The following is a 23549-nucleotide window of genomic DNA, read 5'->3' as shown; positions in this document are numbered from 1 at the left end:
TTAAAAAAATACGGCGGTAGATTAAACCTAATCTACCGCCGTATTCAACTCAATTCATCAGATTATCTGTCTAAAATTGTATTGGTTTTTCCATTTGAATAACTACACGTCTGTTTTGACCACGCCCTAAAGTTGTCTCGTTCGACGCAATATGGCGCTTCTCACCAAAGCCCGAGGCTTCTATTCTACTGGCTTCAATACCATTACTAACAAAGTATTCTCTAATTTTGTTTGCCCGGCGCTCTGATAATTTCAAGTTATTCCAACGACCACCGTAACTATCAGAATATGCATCAATAAGCACCAGCTCTAAGTCTTGATCAAGCTTCAGGTACTCAGTGATCATTGCCATTCTACGTTCAGACGACTTAGTAAACTTGTCACTGTTTGATTGATAGTTAAGTACGGTGTAAGCAATATCTTCAAAACTGTAATTCAGTAAATTACCAACACAGCCAATAAATTCTTTATAGGCTCGGCTAAACCTTGCGGTTGACAAGCCAACAGCAATTTTATCGTTTTCACTGTACCAGCCATTGTAATAAAACGTCGGGTTCATACCTTGCTCAAGCTCATTCAGCATAGTCCACGCAATTTTTTTACCTAGGCTCGGAGAAAATTGTTTATACAGCTTAAGATCAGCAAGTTTGTAGTCATTAAAGCCCGGTTTATAACTAGGAGCAACAGAGCGCACCTCTGCTAATGAATAGTTATCAGGCAAGCGCAACATATCTAATTCAAACAACATATTGTTATCGCGGCTGGCCTTACTGGAAAAAATAGCTTCACCGTAATTGGGAATAACATGGGATAAGGTGCAATTAAGTCGCGTATTACTCGACACCTGCCAGTGTGAGTTTTCAAGAGAAGCGCTATATTGCCGTATTCCCGCCTGTGAATTTCCGGCAAGCAAAGCACTTATAACAAAGGATAATATTTTTTTCATATTTCGGCGCTTAAACTAATACAGACTAACTTTTATCGGCAACTTCACTATTAACTTTAATCGCAAATCTGGGTTTTTTAAACGGTGTTATCGAGTTTAGCTTAATTTTTTGCGATAATAGCCGCCTTAGTCGAACTATACAAAATAAATGATGCCAGAAGCTGTAACAACGCCAGCAGAGCCTGTTGTTGAAAAATCCCTATTTGCCCAACGATTTCGTGGTTACTTCCCTGTGGTAATTGATGTTGAAACCGCCGGTTTCAATGCAAATACCGATGCTTTACTAGAAATAGCGGCCAGTGTATTACATTTAAATGATGAAACCGGTGAATTCTCGATTGATGAAAGCATTTGCTTTAATATTGAGCCGTTTGAAGGTGCCAATTTAGAGCCTTCTGCTTTAGCCTTTACCGGCATCGATCCGCACCATCCACTTCGTGGTAACGTGCAAGAAGCACACGCGCTAAAAGAAATATTCAAACTAGTCCGTAAAAAAATGAAAGCGGCTGGTTGCCAGCGCGCTATTATTGTTGCCCACAATGCCGCATTTGACTTAGGTTTTCTTAATGCTGCCACTGAGCGCTGTAATATCAAACGCAGCCCATTCCACCCTTTTGTTAGCTTTGATACAGCAACGTTAGCAGGACTTGCTTATGGCCAAACGGTATTAGCTAAAGCTTGTGTTGCCGCTGAACTAGAGTTTGATAATAAAGAAGCACATTCTGCGCTGTATGATACTGAAAAAACCGCTGAGCTATTTTGTAAAATCGTTAATAAATGGAAAGCTCTCGGCGGCTGGCCAGTCTAGTTAACCTGTTCAGGTAACAAGTTTCAGCCATAAAAAAACCAGCATTTTCGCTGGTTTTTAGTTCACTACTTTTTTATTTAGCTAATATAGCTTAGTAACTGATTATAAGTTATCAGCGTTGTCAGCTAGATAAGAAGCAACACCTTCTGGAGAAGCTGTCATACCTTTGTCGCCTTTGTTCCAACCCGCTGGACATACTTCGCCGTGCTCAGAGTGGAATTGTAAAGCGTCAACCATACGGATCATTTCATCAACGTTACGGCCAAGCGGTAAATCGTTAACTACTTGGTGACGAACAACACCGTCTTCATCAATTAAGAAAGAGCCACGGAAAGCAACGCCAGCTTCTGGATGCTCAACATCGTACGCTTGACAAATTTCATGTTTAACGTCAGCAACTAAAGTGTATTGAACTGGTCCAATACCACCTTCGTTAACTGGCGTGTTACGCCATGCGTTGTGGCTGAATTGTGAGTCAATTGAAACACCGATAACTTCTACGCCACGGCTTTTGAACTCTTCCATACGGTGATCAAATGCTAATAACTCAGAAGGACAAACAAATGTAAAGTCTAAAGGATAGAAAAATACAACCGCTTTTTTGCCTTTGATTGCTTCAGATAACGTGAAGCTATCTACGATTTCACCACTACCTAATACAGCTGCGGCAGTAAAGTCAGGAGCCGGACGACCAACTAATACACTCATTTTATTCTCCAATATTTTATTAAGTGTTAACAAGGCAAAGCCTCATTAAAAGTGAATTCACATCACAAGTATTGTGATACAAAAAATTATTTCAATGCCTGATAAAAATTTTTTACGAATTTTCTTCCGTTTTATGTTTCTCAGCAGTTTCTTTGATGATTGTTTGCAACTCGCCTTGTTGGAACATTTCTAAAATAATGTCGCAACCGCCAATTAACTCACCTTCTACCCATAATTGCGGGAAGGTAGGCCAATCAGCATACGCAGGTAATTCAGCACGAATATCTGGATTTTGCAAAATATCAACAAACGCAAACTTCTCGCCACAAGACATTAGCGCTTGAGAAGCCTGAGCAGAAAAACCACAACTTGGTAGCTTAGGAGAGCCTTTCATATATAACAAAATTGGGTTTTCAGCAATTTGCTCTTTAATGCGTTCAATCGTTTCCATAGTTACCTCTTGTGGTGTCGTTTGATTGATTTATTTAATATGGGCTGCGCCATAAAAATTCAATGGCTCGATGTAATCAAATAAAAATCATCTAATTATTCAGGTTAAAGCCTTGATAATAACGCTAGTAATACCTATATATTTCGGTAAACTAAGCATGGCTTCAAAAACTTGAGTATTTTACTCGGTTTTTCAGAAAAACAAAGTTAAACTTCGGCTTTGTTTAAGAACAATATTTTCTAATCAATATAAAATTCTGGAGATAATAATGGCTATCGAATTACCAGCGTTACCATATGCTATGGATGCATTAGCACCACACATTTCACAAGAAACGTTAGAGTTTCACTATGGTAAGCATCACAACACTTACGTTGTAAAATTAAACGGCTTAATTGAAGGCACTGATTTTGAAGGTAAATCTTTAGAAGACATCGTAAAATCTTCAGAAGGCGGTGTATTTAATAACGCAGCGCAAATTTGGAACCACACATTCTACTGGAACAGCTTAAGCCCTAATGGTGGTGGCGAGCCTACAGGCGCATTAGCCGATGCTATCAATGCAAAATTTGGTTCTTTTGAAGAGTTCAAAGCAGCGTTTAACGACAAAGCAGTGAACAACTTTGGTTCAAGCTGGACGTGGTTAGTCAAAACAGCTGACGGCGGTGTAGACATTGTTAACACCTCAAACGCGGCAACCCCATTAACTGATGACAGCTTAACACCGTTAATGACAGTCGATTTATGGGAACATGCTTACTACATTGATTACCGTAATTTACGTCCTAGCTACATGGAAGCATTCTGGGCTTTAATTAACTGGGATTTTGCGTCAGCAAACTTCGCTTAATTAGTCGACAGCTTATCCCACTGAAAAGCCAGCGCATCTGCTGGCTTTTTTATATCTTCTTTTTGCCTAACAATAACCCGTCACCTCTAAATTTCATTTACAAAATTTCTTGTTGTTTTTCTCACAGTTAAGCAAATTGCTACTAAACTTAACAATAGAAATCACTTATTCGCGGTCTAATTTAACGTGACCTGAGTTCTATTTGGAGGCGGTTATGAGTATATTTAAGCATTATCAATCGCGCTACGAACAAGCACAGCAAGAAGAGTATTCACTGCAAGAATTTCTAGATATTTGCCGTGAAGATAAAATGGCTTATGCCAGCAGCGCAGAGCGCCTATTAAAGGCCATTGGCGAACCCGAAATGATCGACACTTCGCCAGTGCCTAGCCTTAGCCGAATTTTTTCTAATAGAGTTATTGCTCGCTATCCAGCTTTTAAAGACTTCTATGGCATGGAAGAAGCCATAGAACAAATAGTTTCCTATTTAAAACATGCCGCTCAAGGCTTAGAAGAGCAAAAGCAAATTCTTTATTTGCTTGGCCCAGTTGGCGGTGGTAAATCATCGCTAGCTGAAAAGCTAAAAGCACTCATGCAACAAGAGCCGATTTATGTACTAAGCGCTAATGGCGTTCGTAGCCCAGTTAATGACCATCCGTTTTGCTTATTTAATCCAGAATCTGACGGCAAAATACTACAAGATGACTACAAAATACCAGCACGCTATTTAAATCCAATAATTTCGCCCTGGGCAGCGAAACGTTTACATGAATTTAAAGGCGATATTGCTCAATTTAAAGTGGTCAAAGTTTACCCGTCAATTCTTGACCAAATTGCCATTGCTAAAACTGAGCCGGGAGATGATAACAATCAAGATATTTCAGCGTTAGTAGGTAAAGTGGATATTCGCCAACTTGAACATTACGCCCAAAACGATCCTGATGCCTACAGCTATTCTGGCGCATTGTGTCGGGCCAACCAAGGGGTAATGGAATTTGTCGAGATGTTTAAAGCGCCGATTAAGGTACTACATCCTTTATTAACTGCCACGCAAGAAGGCAACTACAACCCAACCGAAGGTTTATCTGCCCTGCCGTTTAACGGCATGATTTTAGCGCATTCCAATGAATCTGAATGGCAAACTTTTAGAAATAACAAAAACAACGAAGCATTTTTGGATAGGGTTTACATCGTTAAAGTACCTTATTGTATGCGAGTTTCCGAAGAAGTTAAGATTTATAAAAAACTATTAGATAACAGCGAATTAAAAAATGCGCAATGTGCGCCTGATACCTTAGAAACGCTAGCGCAATTTTCAGTGCTGTCACGGTTAAAGGAACCTGAAAACTCCAGTATTTACTCAAAAATGCGGGTCTATGATGGGGAAAGCTTAAAAGATACCGATCCTAAAGCAAAATCCTACCAAGAATACCGCGATTATGCTGGTGTTGATGAAGGCATGAGCGGCTTGTCCACTCGTTTTGCATTTAAGATTTTATCTCGGGTTTTTAACTTTGATCATATGGAAGTTGCTGCAAACCCAGTTCACTTGTTCTATGTGCTCGAACAGCAAATTGAGCGAGAGCAATTACCCAAAGAAACCCAAGAACGTTACCTTAACTTTCTAAAAGGTTATTTAACACCGCAATATATCGAATTTATCGGTAAAGAAATTCAAACCGCTTATTTAGAGTCGTATTCTGAATATGGTCAAAACATTTTTGATCGTTACGTCACTTATGCAGATTTTTGGATCCAAGACCAAGAATACCGCGACGCTGAAACTGGCCAACTGTTTGACCGCGAAGCGTTAAACAATGAACTGGAGAAAATAGAAAAAACCGCGGGTATCAGTAACCCCAAAGATTTCCGTAATGAAATCGTCAATTTTGTCTTGCGTGCTAAAGCTAATAACAATGGCAAAAACCCAACATGGACCAGTTATGAAAAACTGCGCACCGTTATTGAGAAAAAAATGTTTTCAAATACCGAAGACTTATTGCCGGTGATTTCATTTAACACCAAAACCTCAAGCGATGATCAGCAAAAACATGATGACTTTGTTGAGCGCATGATGGCTAAAGGTTATACCAAAAAACAAGTTAGACTGCTGTCTGAATGGTATCTACGCGTCAGAAAATCTTCTTAAATTAGCAAGTAACAGTTTAAGGAGCAGTAACATGGCCAACTTTATTGATAGACGACTTAATAGCAAGAATAAAAGCACGGTGAATCGCCAGCGCTTTATTCGCCGCTATAAAAGTCAGATCAAAAAGTCAGTCGCTGATGCCATCAATAAGCGTGGCGTCACCGATGTCGAAAGTGGCGAGAGTATTACCATTCCGCGGAAGGATTTAACCGAGCCAATCTTTCACCAAGGAAAAGGTGGTATTCGCGACCGAGTTCATCCAGGCAATGATCAATTTACCCCTGGCGATAGAATTAATCGACCGCCGCAAGGTGCTGGGCAAGGCTCAGGTCAAGGAGATGCCAGCAACACAGGTGAAGGCGAAGATGACTTTGTTTTTTCTATTTCAAAAGACGAATATCTCGACTTATTGTTTGAAGACCTTGCCTTACCCAATTTAGAAAAAAATCAGCTAGATAAACTGATTGAATATAAAACCGTGCGCAGTGGCTATACTGCCGAAGGCGTACCCGCCAATATTGATATTGTGAAATCACTACAAGGCTCCATTGCCCGTCGCATCGCCATGACCTCAGATAAGCGCCGGCAATTACATGAATTAGAACAAGCGCGCGAACAGCTGATTAACGACAAACATGAACATATCAGTGAAATCGCAGCCCTTGATCAACAAATAGCCGAACTGAAAGCCAAAATAGATAAAGTGCCCTTTATTGATACTTTCGATTTGCGCTATCGCAACTATGCCAAACAACCGGTACCGACATCAAAAGCCGTGATGTTTTGTTTAATGGACGTTTCAGGCTCAATGGACCAAGCAACCAAAGATATCGCTAAACGTTTTTATCTGTTGTTGTACTTATTTTTAACTCGCACTTACAAACAAATCGATGTGGTTTACATTCGCCACCACACCCAAGCAAAAGAAGTGGATGAACAGGAATTTTTCTACTCTCAGGAAACTGGCGGCACTATTGCCTCAAGTGCGTTAAAGCTAATGGATGAAATTATTCAAGATCGATATAGCGCTAATGACTGGAACATTTATGGCGCGCAAGCCTCTGATGGCGATAACTGGGCGGATGACTCGCCATTATGTAAACAAATACTGTTAGAAAATATTCTCCCCAAAGCTCGGTACTTCAGTTATATCGAAATCACCCAACGCGCTCATCAAACCTTATGGCACCAATATCAAGACGTTGCTAATCAGTGCAGCTATTTTGCGATGCGTCATATTCGAACCGTTGAAGATATCTACCCAGTATTTAGAGAGCTATTTCGCAAAGATGAAAAATCGGCGGCGTAAGGACATTCTATGAAAAAACGCACTCCGTTAGATGACAGTCCTGATTGGACCTTTGATAAACTTGAGCTTTACCAAGCGGAAATTGCTCGGGTCGCTGAGCATTACCGTCTTGATACTTATGTTAATCAAATAGAAGTGATCACTGCCGAACAAATGATGGACGCTTATGCTAGCGTTGGCATGCCAATTGGTTATAACCACTGGACATTTGGTAAAAAGTTTATTCAAACCGAGCAAACGTACAAGCGCGGTCAAATGGGCTTAGCTTATGAAATTGTCATTAATTCCGACCCTTGCATTTCGTATTTAATGGAAGAAAATACCATGACCATGCAAGCACTGGTTATGGCTCATGCCTGTTATGGCCACAATTCATTTTTCAAAGGAAATTATTTATTTAAGTCGTGGACAGACGCCAGTTCGATTATCGATTACTTATTATTTGCCAAACATTATATTGCTGAATGTGAGCATAAATATGGTATTGATGAAGTTGAAGCGACATTGGATGCCTGCCACGCGTTAATGAACCACGGGGTTGATCGCTATAAACGCCCTCAGAAAATATCGTTAGATGAAGAGCTAAAGCGCCAAAAAGAACGTGAGGAATACTTACAGTCGCAAGTAAATTCACTGTGGCGTACTTTGCCAGAAACCGAAAAAAACAAATCGAAGAAGCGCCAACATTTTCCCAGTGAGCCTCAAGAAAACCTGTTATATTTTATTGAAAAAAATGCACCACTCTTAAAACCCTGGCAACGAGAAATTGTCCGTATTGTCCGTAAAATTTCGCAATACTTTTATCCGCAAAAGCAAACCCAAGTGATGAATGAAGGTTGGGCGTGCTTCTGGCATTACACCATTCTCAATCACTTATATGATGAGGGCTTAGTTACCGACAAATTTATGCTGGAGTTTTTACACAGTCATACCAATGTCGTTGCACAGCCCGATTACAATAGCCCTTACTATTCTGGTATCAACCCATATGCGTTGGGCTTTAATATGTTTATTGATATTCGGCGAATTTGCGAAAACCCCACTGAAGAGGATAAACGCTGGTTTCCGGAAATTGCTGGTAAAGACTGGCTGGAAACTGTGCACTTTGCTATGGAGAATTTCAAAGACGAAAGTTTCATTAGTCAGTTTTTATCGCCAAAAGTGATTCGGGACTTCAAACTATTTCACATAAAAGACAATGGTAAAAATAGTTATGTCGAAGTGACTGCAATTCATAATGACGCTGGCTACCAAGATATTCGCTCAACCTTATCTAACCAATACAATTTAAGTAATTTAGAGGTAAATATTCAAATTATTGAAGCCGATATCAATGGCGATCGTTCTTTAACATTAAAATACACCCCACAAAACGATATTCCACTAGCAGACAGTACTGATGAAGTATTAAAGCATCTACATTACTTATGGCAATTTGACGTTAAGTTAGTTGAAGCTAATGGTGATGAAGAAGATATTGAAATTGGCCGCTGCCCACCAGCCAATAATGACTAACAATGGCCAGAGCGTGTTGAACTTTGCTGTAGATAAAATCACAATATACCAATGAAAAATCAATAATTTAATGCTAACTTATTAGCAGGTTAATTTAATCATATTTTGCTTTACCAAAACGTCGCTAGTTATTTGCCCTGCCTGATAGTTATTCATGTTCAATCAAGCAAAAGACGGTAAATACCTGACTATCAGGAGCGTTTATATGCGAAAAACCATAGTAACCACCCTGCTATTGGCATTTTTACTTAATGGCGTAATCAGCTATTTCTGGCCGGCATTCGTCTGGCTAAACATCATATTTCTTATTCTAAGCACTGTCGCAATTTATGACATTTATATATCCAAGCACAATGTCTTACGCAACTACCCGATTGTCGGTCATTTACGTTATATGCTGGAATTTATTAGCCCGGAAATTCATCAATATTTTGTTGAAGGTCCACATGATGGCGCGCCATTTAATAGAGAGCAACGCAAAATAATTTATGATCGCGCCGAAGGGGTTAATGACACCATGCCCTTTGGCACACAATATAATTTATTGGCTAGCGGTATCGAATTTGCCTATCACTCACTCTATCCTAAACAAGTTGCTGCGCAGCAAATGAGAGTTGCTATTGGTGGCAGTAAGTGCAAACAAATTTATCTGGCATCTCGACTAAATATTTCTGCCATGAGTTTTGGCGCCTTATCAAAAAACTCTATACTAGCGCTTAATCATGGGGCCCAACTCGGAAGTTTTTATCATAATACCGGTGAAGGTGGGTTAAGCCCCTACCATCAACAATATGGTGCGGACTTATGCTGGCAAATCGGTACGGGTTATTTTGGCTGTCGAACACCAGAAGGAGGCTTTAGCCCCGAATTATTTGCTAAAACAGCTGCACTCCCCCAAGTTAAAATGATTGAAATTAAACTATCACAAGGCGCTAAACCCTCTCACGGTGGAATATTGCCAGCCGCGAAAATAACCAATGAAATTGCCCGAATTCGATTAATTCCTCAAGATAAAGATTGTATTTCACCGCCGAGTCACACTGCCTTTAACGGCCCGGAAGGTTTATTGGCATTTATTGCACAATTACGCGAGCTCAGCGATGGTAAACCAATTGGCTTTAAATTATGTATTGGTCGTCGCCATGAGTTTTTTGCCATTGTTAAAGCGATGATTGCTACAGGTATAACTCCTGATTTTATTACCATAGATGGCGCAGAAGGCGGTACGGGTGCAGCCCCTTATGAATTTAGCAATCGTTTAGGTATGCCATTAATTGAAGGTTTGAACTTTGTTCACAATGCCCTGCTTGGCGCAAATTTACGGGATCAAATTAAGTTGATCGCTTCAGGAAAAATAACGACTGGTTTTGACATCTTATCAAAAATTGCCCTTGGTGCAGATATGGTGAATATGGCTCGACCAATGATGTTTGCTTTAGGCTGTATTCAAGCGAGACGTTGCGATTCAAATACCTGCCCTTCTGGCGTCGCCACACAAGATCCCGCCAGAGGTGCCGCAGTTGATCCTAACACTCACGGTAAAAAAGTTAATAATCTACATCAGGCAAGTTTACGTAGTTTTAGCAATTTGCTTGGCGCTATGGGCCATACATCACCTGAGCAATTAACCGCGAGTCAAATCTATCGCCGTTTAGACAATGGTCAATCAATTAGCTACGCCGAATTATTACCACAATTAACCGCCGGACAACTGTTAACTGATGATATTCCTGCTTTCTATAGCTCTGATTGGCAGCAAGCTTAATTGCAGTGATAAAAAACCTAGCACTTAGCATCAAACGAAAGTACTAGGTTTATATTTAGTTGGCTTGGAAACTAATTTTAACAGCCTGTCGTTAGCCTTAAATTACACTAGCCGCCACTAACATCAGCACCAGAAAAACCACTTAAAAATAAATTATTAAAATCTGTTGAATCAGCAATATCTGCTCGCTGCATACAGGTTAAACGTTCCGTACAAGTTTTTCCTTGAAAACGGGTACCTGTTGATTTAATCGCTTTTCGGAAATCCACCAACTGTCGATTAAAGGTTTGCTCTAATGGCGGTGACGTTATAGTAATAATTTCCATACGCGACTTAGGAAACATTAAACTACCATCTTTCGCTGTTTCTAATGGCAGATCATTCATCGCGGCAAACAGTTTAGGGAACGACTGTTCGGTGATTGGCATCTCAGCTTCAATATACTTAACTACTGTTGGCATTTGCTCATGCTTATCAAGATAAGCTTCTGCAAAATAGTCATCAGCTTTAGCTAAGTTTCTATTGTCATATTTTTTATCAAAGTAAATCATACCCAGTAAAAAGTTTGCCCCTTTATAGTCGTATTCTGCGGCTTTTTCTAAGTAATCAATACTGTCGTCAATATCGCGCAATTTATCATTCGACATATAGATATAGCCGGCTTTAAACTGCGCTGAAGTATAGCCATGGCGCGCGGCTTTTTTATAATACTTAAGCGCCATTTTCTCATTAATTTCTGTACCATAGCCGTGGTGATAAAACTGCCCTAACGTTAACATTGCTAAGGGGTGTCCACGTTTTGCTGCAGTACGATATTTCTCAAAATAATCAACACACTTTGCCGTGTCACATTGTGCAATTTCTTCTGCTTGTACAGTAACACTCAATAAACTAGCACAGACCAACAACAGCAAATATTTCACTTTGCGTTTAGCGTTATCCAAATTCATCATAAAAAATCCTTATTAGTTAATACGCTTTATTTTCTTAATCTATTTAACTTTCACTAACCTGAGGTTAGGTTAACGATAAAGTTGTAAACCCAGTTTAGCATTGTAACTAGGGGGATTGTTAAACTTTGTATAAAAAGCAAACAGCATTTAACTTGTTTTAGCTTTTTTAAAGATTAACTATTCATACTAGATTGCTAAATGCTAATTAACACACCACTTACCCCTTCATTTGTGCCACTTATCACAAAATCGCTATTTGCCAAATTTAGGCATAAAAAAAGCGAGTAAATACAAAGTAGTTACTCGCTTTTAAAATCAGCTTTTTAGTTCTATTCAGCTAACTCTTTTAATACTTCGTCTTTAAGCTCTCGCCATAAATTGCCCGACTCAATACCAAATTTTCTAACAGCAAAAATAGATTCGTCATACTTACCCGCTTTTGCCAACGCGATTAAACGCTCATAGTATTGTCGAGAAATTTCACGCCCTTTTGGGTGCTTAAAGTAAAGCGCGCCTAAACGTGAATATAGCCCTCTAAAGCCATTTAATATGAGTAAATAAATCGAGTTTCCAGAAGCCGTTACCAGTTCTTTATTTAATTGATAATCAAACTCTGCAAACTTTTCGCCATCGTCTTCAACATCTTTATAAGATTCTAAAAGTTCGATAGTTTTTTCAGGATTATTTTTAATGGCGGCACGTACATAAATCGCGCTGATATTAGTACGAGCTGACATTAAATTATCAACTAACTCTGGAATGCCGTCTTGATCTAGCTGCGCCAAGGTTTCAAGAATGTTTAAACTTGAGGTTTCCCAAAAGTTATTCACTTTAGTTGGCTTTCCATGTTTAATTGTCAACCAGCCATCACGCGCTAAACGTTGTAACACTTCACGTAATGTTGTTCGGGTGACCCCAATTAATTCTGATAGTTCTCGCTCTGCCGGTAAAATAGAACCAGGAGGGAAGCCACCATTCCAGATAGATTCAACGATATACTGTTCTGCAAATCCAGCCGGACTTTGTGCTTTTATTACCATATTATTCTTAGCCTCTAAATACCTGCATGCACACAAATTTAACTGATTGTACCAGAACGCTCATCTTGTACAACCAGTTATATTACACGATTAATACTCACCTTAGGTTTGCTGTCGATATAATCCCAACAAGCTATTAACTTTTAGTTAACACCGCGGGTAAAAAAAATTATTTAGCCTATTAATAACTAACAAATTTATGTGATATATTCAAAATCACATTGTGAGAGAATCGCTCTGCAGCGACGAATTCATATAGAACTACAATTATAAATAGGTAAGTTATGCAGCAATCTTTTTTCGATGCTTTCTTTAAAAATTTTTTAGGGAATTCGCCAGAGTGGTATAAATACGCCATTATCGCGTTTCTAGTTATCAACCCGATACTCTTTTTCTATGTCAGCCCTTACGTTGCTGGTTGGGCATTAATATTAGAGTTTATCTTTACCTTAGCAATGGCACTAAAATGTTATCCATTGCAACCGGGTGGTTTACTAGCCATAGAGGCAGTGTTTATTGGCATGACCTCGCCCGAGCAGGTAATGCATGAAATCGTAGTTAATATCGAAGTGTTGCTACTACTGATCTTTATGGTCGCCGGCATCTACTTCATGAAAAACTTACTGTTATTCTTATTCACCAAAATAATCACTAATGTGCGCTCAAAAACTACCGTTTCATTAATGTTTTGTTTTGCCAGTGCTTTCCTTTCTGCATTCTTAGACGCGTTAACGGTTATTGCAGTAATTATCAGCGTTGCCGTAGGTTTCTATTCGGTATACCACAAAGTGGCATCGGGCAAAGATATCAGTCACGACCACGACCATACTTCTGATAATGAAATGACCGAAGTCTCGCGCGGCGATTTAGACAGCTTCCGTGCTTACTTGCGTAACTTATTAATGCATGCGGGTGTAGGTACAGCACTAGGTGGTGTTTGTACCATTGTTGGTGAGCCGCAAAACTTAATTATTGGCCAACAAGCGAACTGGGAGTTTTTAGAATTTGCTATTCGCATGTCACCAGTAACATTCCCAGTATTAATTGCCGGTTTATTAACTTGTTTCTTAATGGAAAAGCTCAAATGGTTTGGCTATGGTGCCCACCTACCAGAAAGTGTACGCACAATTTTAACTGACTTTGACCGAGCTGAATCAGCTAAGCGTACTAAGCGCGACAACATTAAGTTAGTGATGCAAGGTGTTGTTGGTATTTGGTTGATTATTGCTTTAGCCCTTCATTTAGCTGCCGTAGGCTTAATTGGTCTAACCGTGATTATCTTTGCAACCGTATTTACTGGTGTTAATGAAGAGCACCAAATTGGTCATGCCTTTGAAGAGGCGTTGCCATTTACAGCATTACTTGCGGTATTCTTTGCCGTAGTTGCCGTGATTATTGATCAGCAACTATTTACCCCAGTTATCGAGTGGGTATTAACGTTTGAAGGTAATATGCAATTAGTTATGTTCTATTTAGCTAATGGCTTCTTATCAATGGTTTCAGATAACGTGTTTGTTGGTACGGTATATATTACTGAGGTGAAAAAAGCGTTATTAGCGGGCCACATTACCCGAGACCAATTTGATATGTTAGCTGTTGCCATTAACACCGGCACCAACTTACCTAGTGTCGCTACACCAAATGGTCAAGCAGCATTCTTATTCTTATTAACTTCTGCTTTAGCACCGTTAATTCGCTTGTCATATGGTCGCATGGTTATTATGGCATTACCTTACACTATCGTATTGACGCTAGTTGGTTTATTAATGATTTCAAGCGGCTTCTTACAAACACAAACAGATAAGTATTATGAAGCTGGCTTAATCCATCACCATAAAGTGGTTGAAGGCAATGATGCCGCCCCTAGCGGACATTAATCGCTAACCGCAATTTCTGAAAAAGCGCCTTACAAATTGGCGCTTTTTTTATGTTTTTTTTCGCACCGTATTCAGCAATAATGCTGACAAACCAATAATAAAGGGAATATTGTGAATTTTTTAAGCAACTTAGCAACACAAAAAAAAGCTTGGGGCTTACTAGCATTAACCGCATTGTTACTTGAAATTACCGCCCTGTATTTTCAATACGGCATGGGGTTAGCTCCATGTATCATGTGCATTTATCAACGCGTAGCCATATGGGCGATATTTTTTGCAGGGCTAATTGGCTATTTTGCACCGCAACAATTGCTGGTCAGAATAATCGGTTATGGCTTGTGGGGCACAGGTGCGATTTGGGGGCTACTAATTGCCCTTGAGCATGTGGAAATGCAGTCAGCTTCCTTGTCATTGTTTTTCACCTGCGATTACACGCCAAACTTCCCAACTTGGGCACCACTGCATGAGTGGATTCCAGGGCTATTTGAAGCGACGGGCGATTGTGGTGAAATTAGTTGGCAATTTTTAGGATATAGCATGCCGCAATGGATGATTGTGGTTTATAGCGTTTACACGGCTATTTTTTCTGCTATTTTAACTGCACGAATTACCGTGGCTAAAAACTTATAGTTCCTTCGTCCAGTGTGCGCTATTTAAATATACGTTATTAAAATAGGCAACAATAAAAGCAAATAATAATTAAAACAGACAATAGTAAAAAATGCGGTAGTTAAAAAGATTTAAACTACCGCATTTCTATCATTTCTAGTTAGTACTCTGTCAGTTCCTAAAGCAAAACTACATAAGTTACACATGTTGTAACGGCAACCGTCAGTAAGCTTAAAATAAAACCTTCCTTAACCATTTGCTTGATTTCGATTTGCTCGGTGCCATAAGCAATGGCATTAGGTGCGGTTGCCACTGGCAACATAAATGCGCAACTAGCGCAAATAGTAGCTGGTACCATAAACACTAACGGATCTTGATCAATTGACACAGCTGCCACCGCTAAAATAGGCAGTAATAATGTAGCGGTTGCCGTATTACTGGTGATCTCGGTTAAATAGGTCACCACTAATCCAATAACTAGCACCATAGCAAGCACCGGAATAGCTGACAAAGAAGATAGCCATTGACCAAGCAACTCACTTAAACCTGAGGCCACAAACCCTTTAGCAATGGCGATACCACCAGCAAACAACAATAACATTCCCCAAGGAATTAAATTAGCCGTTGGCCAGTCAAGCAAGCGCAATTTCTTACCTGTACTTTCATCTACTTCGCCATTTGGAACAATAAACATCAGTACCACAGCCGCTAAAGCCACAGTGCTATCACCAACGCCTTTTAACCCTAGCAGCCCGGTCCAACCGCCAAATGGCTCTTGACGCGTGATCCAAGCTAACGCGGTAAGTCCAAAAACAATTAACACCCGCTTTTCAGCAACCCGCCACGGCGCTTGCTCTGGCAAAGTAATATCAAGAGACGTTTTAACATTGCGCGTTAACCATAAAGCCATAAACGGCAAGGAAATGACGACAATTGGCACACCAATTTTCATCCAGCTGATAAAGCCCATTTCTTTGCCAACATACTCTTGATATACCGCCATAAAGATAACATTCGGTGGTGTACCAATAGGCGTAGCAACACCGCCTAAGCTAGCAGAATAAGCAATGCCTAATATCAGTGCACATGCTAATACTTTATTATTAAGTTTATGAATAATGGCTAAGGCAATGGGCAGCATAATTAAGGTGGTTGCCGTGTTTGAAATCCACATACTGAGCATGGCTGAGGCAAACATAAAGGCAAACACCAATCGTTTACCACTAGAGGTGCCAACAATATTAATCATGCCCATCGCTAAGCGTTCATGCACACCACTTCGCTCTAGCGCTTTAGATAAAATAAATGCACCCATTAGTAATAAAATAACGTGGCTGCCGAGTGCTGATGCCGCTTGTTGATGATCAATCACGCCAAACAAAGGCAACAAAGCAAAGGGCACTAAAGAAGTTGCAGGAATCGGTAATGCTTCGGTAACCCACCAAACAACGGTTAACACAGTAATGGCCGCGGCTACTGACGGTAAATAATTCAAACCGGCATAAGTTAACCCTGCGTACATTAGTAACGATAATGCTAGCCCTAATCCTAAATAAACATACTTACTATTTAACTGTTCAAGCAACCCCGCTGTAGGTAACGTGTTTTTCATGTTAACTCAGTCCTAATGCCGTTCTGGCTGCCTGCCACTGAGCGAGCTCTGGCAACTGCTGATAACTCACTGCGGTTTTTGACAACATAGTCGCTAATCGTCGCTGGCTATCTGGCAATATTTGAATGTTGGCATGATCAATCACTTCCACCACGGCATCGCGATTATTACAAAGTAACAACATATCGCAACCGGCTTGCTGAGCTGCTTCACTGCGTTCAACATAACCACCAATCGAGGCAGCACCAGCCATTGATAAATCATCACTAAAGATAACGCCATCAAAATTAAGTTGCTGACGTAACACCTGCTGCAACCAAAATGGTGAAAAGCCAACCGACTTATCGTCAAGAGCAGGATAAATTACATGAGCAGGCATCACAGCGTTTATTACATTCGCCCCTATCAATGCAGTAAATGGTGCCATATCAACGCCAACTATTTCCGCTTGTGCCCGTCGGTCAACCGGCATCGCTATGTGCGAGTCTTCTTTAACACTGCCATGACCTGGAAAGTGTTTGGCCGTACATTTCATGCCAACCGTGTGCATGCCCTTTACAAACGCTTGCGCCAATACTTCAACCATTGCAGGGTCTTGATGAAACGCGCGATCGCCAATAACTTCGCTAACGCCATTAATATCAAGCACGGGCGCAAAGCTAATATCAATACCTACCGACATCACTTCAAGTGCCATCAATTGACCAGCATAATTAGCCAGTTGCTTGGCTTTTTCTAGGTCTTGCTGCGCCTGCTGCCATAATTTCCCCATAGCAGGCAATGCGGAGAATTGCGATCTAAAACGTTGAACTCGCCCGCCCTCGTGATCAACTGCGATTAATATATCGCTGTGGGCATGTTGGCGAATTTGCTGAGTTAACTCGGCTATTTGTGCTGGAGATTCATAGTTGCGAGTAAATAAAATAAAACCGCCAACTAACGGGTGAGCTAAAATTTCTTTATCTTCGGCGGTTAGAGATGTCCCCATGACATCCATCATTATTGGTCCCATCGTATCCCTTTTTATTATTTATTATGGTGCTGCTTTATTGGTTGTTACGAGATTAATGACGAGCATTAAAAAAGCGATATTTAACCATATTAAATATCGCTTTATAACTAAAGTTTTTAGATAAAAGTTTTCAGATAAAATTTTTACAAAAAGTGTTTAATTAAGTGGTGCGGCAACGCCTGCAGCAATATAAGGAATAACCTGTTCAATTAAATCTTCTATTTCCAAGTCTTGGCCAAAGTCGCTTTTGGCAATATCAAGCAAGGCGTCACTAGAAGACATAGTAAAGACAATAGTCCCCATAGTGAAATGTAAACGCCAAAACATATCGTCAGGTTTTAATTCAGGGTAAGCCTTTTGTACTGCATCAACAAAGTAAGCAATAACATTAGGATATTGGGTGGTTAAAAACCAACGTAGAAAGCCTTGGCTGTCGGTATATCCTCGGCCTAAAAGTTGTAAAAAAGTACTGGTACCATTTTCGCGAAACTGGTTTAAAGAAATTAACGGCTGCACAAATGCTGAAAATACTTTATGTAAATTCAACTCGCTGTCATTCATTACATCAATTAGCGATCTTTCTAATTTAGGCGCAAGCTCATTCATATAGCGAGACATTACCGCTTTAATCAATTCTTTCTTAGAGCCAAAATGATAATTAACCGCCGCTAAGTTAACTTCTGCCTGACTGGTAATTTCGCGCAACGAAGTGCCATTAAATCCCTTTACTGCAAAAAGCTCTTCAGCCGCATCCAATATTTTATTTTTCGTACTCATAGTCCATACATCTACAACTGAAAACCCAAATGATTTAAACGTCTAGTTTAAACGAGCGTTTAAAATAACGTACTACACAATCAAAGGTCAAATCAATTGGCTAGCTTTAAAATATAAAACAGCTGAATTATTTCAACTTGTTCAAAGTTTATCCACCATTAGACTTGATTCACGAACTTTATCTACGAGAAGTTTAATATTTTTAGTTCTTTTTATTTCTTTTTTGGCTTTCAGGGAACTTAAATCAATTTCAGTATTCAAAGTCAGTATAAAGCACATTTCTCCCTGACTCAGCGACCTGATCTGTCAATCGGCACTGAGTCTTTTTTTATCTGCTGCTTTTTGTCTGATTTTTTAACAACGTTTTACCGAAAGGTTAACCACGGCAATAGCAACTTAGTAATTACAATTAATCACATAAAGCCAACAATAAACCTACAGATACTGACTTAAGCGCTCGATATAATTATCTCAACTTTCCAAGGTAGAAGCTTGTTAAGTGACTTTGTTATACTCCCTTTAATGATTTTGCCCAATCGCCTTGATTGGGCTTTTTTTTATCTCAATACTCACCGTAAACCTTTACTTAAGCCACTATTCAGAACATCAATTAAACTGTACAAATTTTGACATTTTTACCACAGTAAAAAACACGGGAGCTAGCTAAACTACAAGCACTTTCCAAGGTAGAAGCTTGTTAAGTAACTTTGTTATACTCCCTTATTGTTTTTTTGCCCAATCCCCCCGATTGGGCATTTTTTTATCCTTAGTTTTTAAATAGATAAAAATATATACAAAAAAACACAGCTAAAAAACAAATATAGGTCTACACTTTAATTGCTTGGCAAAGCAGCCTTAAATTAAGTCTATTGTTGAGTGTTGTACAATACTTCCTTGTTTCATGAAAATCCGGCCGTACAGCTGTCATGCTGTGCGGCCGAACTCTTTCTAGCACTTTAAAAACTTTTTACATATCTACTACTTTAAAAACTCACTGCTTTAAAAAAAAAGTCACTGCTTTATACTGTTGGCTTCAACATTTCATTAACAACAATAAATAACGACATGAAACAGCTATTTAAACTAACTACACTAGCGGCATTGACCTTGTCTATCGCCGCTTGTAATCAAGAAACAACAGCAACTACCCAAACACCAACCGCTACGACAACCGCCGCCAAAGCACTTACCGCTCAAGATGCCGAGCAATTTCTAGCCGATACCGCTAAAGAAATCAAAGCGCTAAATATCGAAGGCGCGCGCGCCGAGTGGATTTATCAAAACTTTATTACTGACGACACAGCAGTGCTTTCTGCCGACGCCGGCCAACGTTCAACCGAAGCCGGCGTTCGTTTTGCCATGGCAGCAGCAAAGTTTGATAACGTTGAGGTAACCCCTGAGCAGCGTCGCAAGCTAAACATTTTAAAACAAGCGTTAGTTATTCCAGCACCACAAGATGAAGCAAAATCAGCGGAACTTGCTAAATTGGGTGCCGACATGGGCAGCATCTATGGTAAAGGTACTTACACGACTAAAAATGGTGAAACCTTAAGCCTCGTCGCGATGTCAGCCAAAATGGCAACTTCACGCGATTACGACGAATTACTCGACTTATGGCAAGGCTGGCGCACAGTAAGCCCAGCTATGAAGCCTTTATACGAAAGACAAGCAGAACTTGGTAACGAAGGCGCACAAGGCTTAGGTTACAAAGATTTAGGCGCTATGTGGCGTTCGAAATATGATATGCCAGCGGATGACTTTGCCAAAGAACTTGACCGTCTTTGGGGTCAAGTTAAACCGCTTTATGATGACTTACACTGTTATGTTCGTGCCGAGTTAGGCGAACATTACGGCACCGATAAAGTACCGCAAGATGGACCAATTCCTGCGCACTTACTTGGTAATATGTGGGCGCAACAATGGGGCAACATTTATGATTTAGTGGCGCCAGAAAATGCCGATCCAGGTTATGACGTTACTGAGCAATTAGCCAAACACGATTACGATGAAATCAAAATGGTTAAAGGCGCTGAGCATTTCTTTACCTCGCTAGGTTTTGAGCCATTACCAGAAACGTTCTGGACGCGCTCATTATTCACTAAACCTGCGGATCGCGACGTTATGTGTCATGCTTCAGCATGGAGCTTAGATGGCGCTGACGATATTCGCATTAAAATGTGTATCCAAAAAACTGGCGAAGAGTTCTCAACCATTCACCATGAATTAGGCCATAACTTCTACCAACGCGCGTATAAAAACCAGCCGATTTACTTCCAAGAAGCGGCAAACGACGGTTTTCATGAAGCAATTGGCGACACCATTGCCCTTTCTGTTACGCCAAAATACCTAAAAGAAATTGGCTTAATTGATCAAGTGCCAGATGAATCAAAAGATATCGGTTTATTAATGAAAATGGCACTAGATAAAGTGGCATTTATTCCATTTGGTTTATTGGTTGACCAATGGCGCTGGAAAGTATTTTCTGGTGAAGTTACCCCAGAAAACTACAACACTGCTTGGTGGGAATTACGTGAGAAATACCAAGGTGTATCCGCGCCGGTTGAACGCCCTGCTGATGCCTTTGATCCGGGTGCAAAATATCATGTACCTGCCAACACACCATACAGCCGTTATTTCTTAGCGCATATTCAGCAATTTGAATTTCACCGCGCGCTATGTGAAATTGCCGGTAATACCGAAGCCATTCATCGCTGCTCTATTTACAACAATAAAGCAGCGGGTGAAAAGTTAAATGAAATGCTTGAAATGGGTTCAAGCCAGCCTTGGCAACAAGCTTATAAAGTAGTAACTGGCAACGAACAAATGGATGCAACCGCAATATTAGATTACTTTGCGCCATTACATACTTGGTTAAAAGACAAGAATAAAGATCGCACTTGTGGTTTTTAATTCCTTGTAAACCGTTAATTAAGTAACCTAGTTAACCATTTTAAAATGCCAGCGCAAATGCTGGCATTTTTTATGACCAGTCATTAGTCTCCATTGCACATACAAGATCCCGTCTTTCAACGGGATGACGCACTAGCAGGTTCGACGGGATGACGAATTAGCACGTTCAACGGGATGACAATGCTTATGCTCCGCCTCTTTCAACGGGATGAAAAAATTAAAATCCCATACCGTCATTCCGGTGAAAACCGGAATCTCCTAAGCATTTCACAAATAAGATCCCGCCTTTCAACGGGATGACGATGCTTTAACCCTACTTCCGTCATTCCGGCGTAATCCGGAATCTCCTAACCATTTCACATATTGGATCCCGTCCTTCGACGGGATGACGACGCAAAAGCTACGCTGCGTCCCTTAAGAGCATGACGACATTAAAAAGCAAACTAAATTAACTTAGCTAAAATAATACCTACCATAAATGAAACGGATTTCATCGATGAAGCTACCTTGTATCTACATAATGACCAATAGCAATAACACTGTGTTATACATCGGCGTTACTAGCAATTTACCCCAACGGGTTTATCAGCATAAAGAAAAGCTAGTTGACGGTTTTACTAAAAAGTACAACCTAATTAAGCTGGTTTATTTTGAACAATATGAAGATATGGAAACGGCTATTGTCAGAGAAAAACGCCTGAAAAACTGGCGTCGAGCATAGAAAGAACAATTGATTAATAAGTTAAACCCAAACTGGCAAGACCTTTATTTTGAACTTATCTAGCATAAGTTATCGTCATTCCACTGAAAACCGTAGTTATCGTCATTCCGGTGAAAACCGGAATCTCCTAACTAATGAATACACAAGATCCCGTCCTTCGACGGGATGACGAATTAGCACGTTCGGCAGGATGACGAATTTACTCGTTCGACGCGATGACAACGATATAAACCCATGCCGTCATGCCGGTGAAAACCGGAATCTCCTTACCAATGAATAAAAAAGATCCCGTCCTTCGACGGGATGACGAATTAGCAGGTTCGATGAGGCAATAACACTATCGCCCTACAATCGTCATTCCGGTGAAAACCGGAATCTCCTAACCAATGAATACACAAGATCCCGTCTTTCGACGGGATGACGACGGTAAAAGGCACACTAAATTACCTCAGCCGCAATACGCAATTTCATCTTAACTTCATGATAATTGTCTATAGTTAATAGAAATTTGAGGTTAAGTTTGATTAGGTCTTAGCTCGATTAAATTTAAATAAGGTACGCTAGGCAACTTAGTTAAGGAGGTCGATCATTATGTGTCACGCATGGCGCTTAAAGTGCTACCTTTTTTCACTACTTTTAGTTATGCCAATGGTTATGCCAAAAGCAAATGCTCAACAAACAAGCCCGGAGCTCGCTAGCTTATTTATTGTAGGCTCAACCTCAGTAGCCAAGTTAGTAGAAGTCACACAAGCAGCATTTTACCAACAGACCAGAATTAATATTTTACTTAGACCCATCGGCTCACAAAAAGGCGTTGTTGCCATTGGCGAAGGGGTGTCCGACATTGGTATTATTTCTCGCTATTTAACCCCACAAGAAGTGCAAAAATGGCCACAGCTTAGGCAATTTACCGTCGCTCAGGATTTAATCGTATTTTTAACTGAGTCATCTAACCAGATGTCGCAGTTAACTAAACAACAAGTGGTTAATTTGTATACTCAACGCTCGGCGTTAACTAGTCTTGAGCTTTATAGTAAAGCCCCGCAACACGGTACACTTGCCAGCTTTCTTGAATTTTTTCAGCTCGATGTAATGTCTGCCTCTGCTGATGGTAGCCAGCTCATATTTAAACAAGTAGGCGAAAATCAGCTTTACGGCTCTCATACCGTTAACACGTTTGATCAAGTTAATCAGGCAGTCGCTAATATTATTCGACATAAAAACGCCTTAGCATTTGAATCGTTAGGAGCATATACGGTTTTTGAGCAAAACCAGCCTGTTCATAATATTAAGCTACTTGCGTTAGATGAACAGCCACCGCTAATTAGAAACAAAATAAACCCGCTATACCCGTTTAAACGCCCGTTAAACTTTTTGATCACGCCAACGGCGAGCTTAGCTGCCAAACGCTATATTGAGTTTTTATTAAGTGACCAAGGCCAACAGCTGTTAAGTCAATACAACTTTGTGCCCTTACCTTAGCCTTAACCGCCAGTTTTTAATAACAATAATTTATTCACTAACGCTTACCGTGTAT

At 40.1% G+C, this 23549-nt stretch carries 19 protein-coding genes; 11 read left to right on the top strand and 8 right to left on the bottom strand.

Going from position 1 to position 23549, the window contains the following annotated elements:
- Positions 1-70: 70 nt before the first annotated feature.
- Positions 71-946 carry a flagellar protein MotY gene (locus tag ACOB82_RS01480; protein ID WP_448211131.1) on the bottom strand — a complete coding sequence of 292 codons (876 nt, stop codon included), beginning with the start codon at positions 944-946 and terminating at the stop codon, positions 71-73.
- Between the two features lie 148 nt (positions 947-1094).
- On the opposite strand from ACOB82_RS01480, the gene rnt reads away from it, so the two are divergent.
- A complete protein-coding gene (gene rnt, locus ACOB82_RS01475) occupies positions 1095-1754 on the top strand; it encodes a ribonuclease T (protein ID WP_448211130.1) in 660 nt (219 codons plus the stop codon).
- A gap of 102 nt (positions 1755-1856) precedes the next feature.
- Here rnt and ACOB82_RS01470 read toward each other — a convergent pair whose 3' ends face one another.
- Positions 1857-2462 (bottom strand): peroxiredoxin C, encoded by a 606-nt coding sequence (locus ACOB82_RS01470; protein WP_448211129.1) that lies wholly within the window; start codon positions 2460-2462, stop codon positions 1857-1859.
- Between the two features lie 112 nt (positions 2463-2574).
- Positions 2575-2913 carry a Grx4 family monothiol glutaredoxin gene (locus ACOB82_RS01465; protein ID WP_448211128.1) on the bottom strand — a complete coding sequence of 113 codons (339 nt, stop codon included), beginning with the start codon at positions 2911-2913 and terminating at the stop codon, positions 2575-2577.
- 268 nt (positions 2914-3181) lie between these two features.
- Between ACOB82_RS01465 and ACOB82_RS01460 the strand changes: the two genes are divergently transcribed.
- From ACOB82_RS01460 to ACOB82_RS01440, 5 genes are all read left to right on the top strand, one after another.
- Positions 3182-3763, top strand: a complete 582-nt coding sequence (locus ACOB82_RS01460; protein WP_448211127.1) for a Fe-Mn family superoxide dismutase — start codon at positions 3182-3184, stop codon at positions 3761-3763.
- Positions 3764-3977: 214 nt separating this feature from the next.
- A complete protein-coding gene (locus tag ACOB82_RS01455) occupies positions 3978-5912 on the top strand; it encodes a PrkA family serine protein kinase (RefSeq protein ID WP_448211126.1) in 1935 nt (644 codons plus the stop codon).
- Positions 5913-5943: 31 nt separating this feature from the next.
- Positions 5944-7221: a YeaH/YhbH family protein gene (locus tag ACOB82_RS01450; RefSeq protein WP_448211124.1), complete on the top strand. Its 1278-nt coding sequence runs from the start codon at positions 5944-5946 to the stop codon at positions 7219-7221.
- 9 nt (positions 7222-7230) lie between these two features.
- Positions 7231-8736 (top strand): SpoVR family protein, encoded by a 1506-nt coding sequence (locus ACOB82_RS01445; RefSeq protein WP_448211123.1) that lies wholly within the window; start codon positions 7231-7233, stop codon positions 8734-8736.
- Between the two features lie 205 nt (positions 8737-8941).
- Positions 8942-10501, top strand: coding sequence for an FMN-binding glutamate synthase family protein (locus ACOB82_RS01440; protein ID WP_448211122.1), 1560 nt, complete (start codon positions 8942-8944; stop codon positions 10499-10501).
- A 107-nt stretch (positions 10502-10608) separates the two neighbouring features.
- Here ACOB82_RS01440 and ACOB82_RS01435 read toward each other — a convergent pair whose 3' ends face one another.
- Together ACOB82_RS01435 and fadR are read right to left on the bottom strand one after the other, a co-directional pair.
- Positions 10609-11454 carry a tetratricopeptide repeat protein gene (locus ACOB82_RS01435; protein WP_448211121.1) on the bottom strand — a complete coding sequence of 282 codons (846 nt, stop codon included), beginning with the start codon at positions 11452-11454 and terminating at the stop codon, positions 10609-10611.
- Positions 11455-11783: 329 nt separating this feature from the next.
- Positions 11784-12494: a fatty acid metabolism transcriptional regulator FadR gene (fadR, locus tag ACOB82_RS01430; RefSeq protein WP_448211120.1), complete on the bottom strand. Its 711-nt coding sequence runs from the start codon at positions 12492-12494 to the stop codon at positions 11784-11786.
- A 284-nt stretch (positions 12495-12778) separates the two neighbouring features.
- Between fadR and nhaB the strand changes: the two genes are divergently transcribed.
- Positions 12779-14371: a sodium/proton antiporter NhaB gene (gene nhaB / locus ACOB82_RS01425; protein WP_448211119.1), complete on the top strand. Its 1593-nt coding sequence runs from the start codon at positions 12779-12781 to the stop codon at positions 14369-14371.
- A 111-nt stretch (positions 14372-14482) separates the two neighbouring features.
- Positions 14483-15001 carry a disulfide bond formation protein DsbB gene (gene dsbB, locus ACOB82_RS01420; protein ID WP_448211118.1) on the top strand — a complete coding sequence of 173 codons (519 nt, stop codon included), beginning with the start codon at positions 14483-14485 and terminating at the stop codon, positions 14999-15001.
- Between the two features lie 157 nt (positions 15002-15158).
- On the opposite strand, the gene ACOB82_RS01415 is transcribed toward dsbB, so the two are convergent.
- From ACOB82_RS01415 to ACOB82_RS01405, 3 genes are all read right to left on the bottom strand, one after another.
- Positions 15159-16592, bottom strand: coding sequence for an SLC13 family permease (locus ACOB82_RS01415; protein ID WP_448211117.1), 1434 nt, complete (start codon positions 16590-16592; stop codon positions 15159-15161).
- Position 16593: 1 nt separating this feature from the next.
- Complete coding sequence (nagZ, locus tag ACOB82_RS01410) at positions 16594-17604, bottom strand: beta-N-acetylhexosaminidase (protein WP_448211116.1); 1011 nt, start codon at positions 17602-17604, stop codon at positions 16594-16596.
- Positions 17605-17760: 156 nt separating this feature from the next.
- Positions 17761-18381: a TetR/AcrR family transcriptional regulator gene (locus ACOB82_RS01405; RefSeq protein ID WP_448211115.1), complete on the bottom strand. Its 621-nt coding sequence runs from the start codon at positions 18379-18381 to the stop codon at positions 17761-17763.
- A gap of 1065 nt (positions 18382-19446) precedes the next feature.
- Between ACOB82_RS01405 and ACOB82_RS01400 the strand changes: the two genes are divergently transcribed.
- The 3 genes from ACOB82_RS01400 to ACOB82_RS01390 all read left to right on the top strand — a co-directional run bounded on the left by ACOB82_RS01400 (position 19447) and on the right by ACOB82_RS01390 (position 23494).
- Positions 19447-21291: a M2 family metallopeptidase gene (locus ACOB82_RS01400; protein WP_448211114.1), complete on the top strand. Its 1845-nt coding sequence runs from the start codon at positions 19447-19449 to the stop codon at positions 21289-21291.
- Between the two features lie 496 nt (positions 21292-21787).
- Positions 21788-22012, top strand: a complete 225-nt coding sequence (locus tag ACOB82_RS01395; RefSeq protein ID WP_448211113.1) for a GIY-YIG nuclease family protein — start codon at positions 21788-21790, stop codon at positions 22010-22012.
- 654 nt (positions 22013-22666) lie between these two features.
- On the top strand, positions 22667-23494 hold the full coding sequence (locus ACOB82_RS01390) for a substrate-binding domain-containing protein (protein ID WP_448211112.1): 828 nt from the start codon (positions 22667-22669) through the stop codon (positions 23492-23494).
- Positions 23495-23549 lie beyond the last annotated feature (55 nt).

This window comes from Colwellia sp. MEBiC06753 (assembly GCF_053470325.1).
This window is presented reverse-complemented; position numbering and strand designations above follow the sequence as displayed.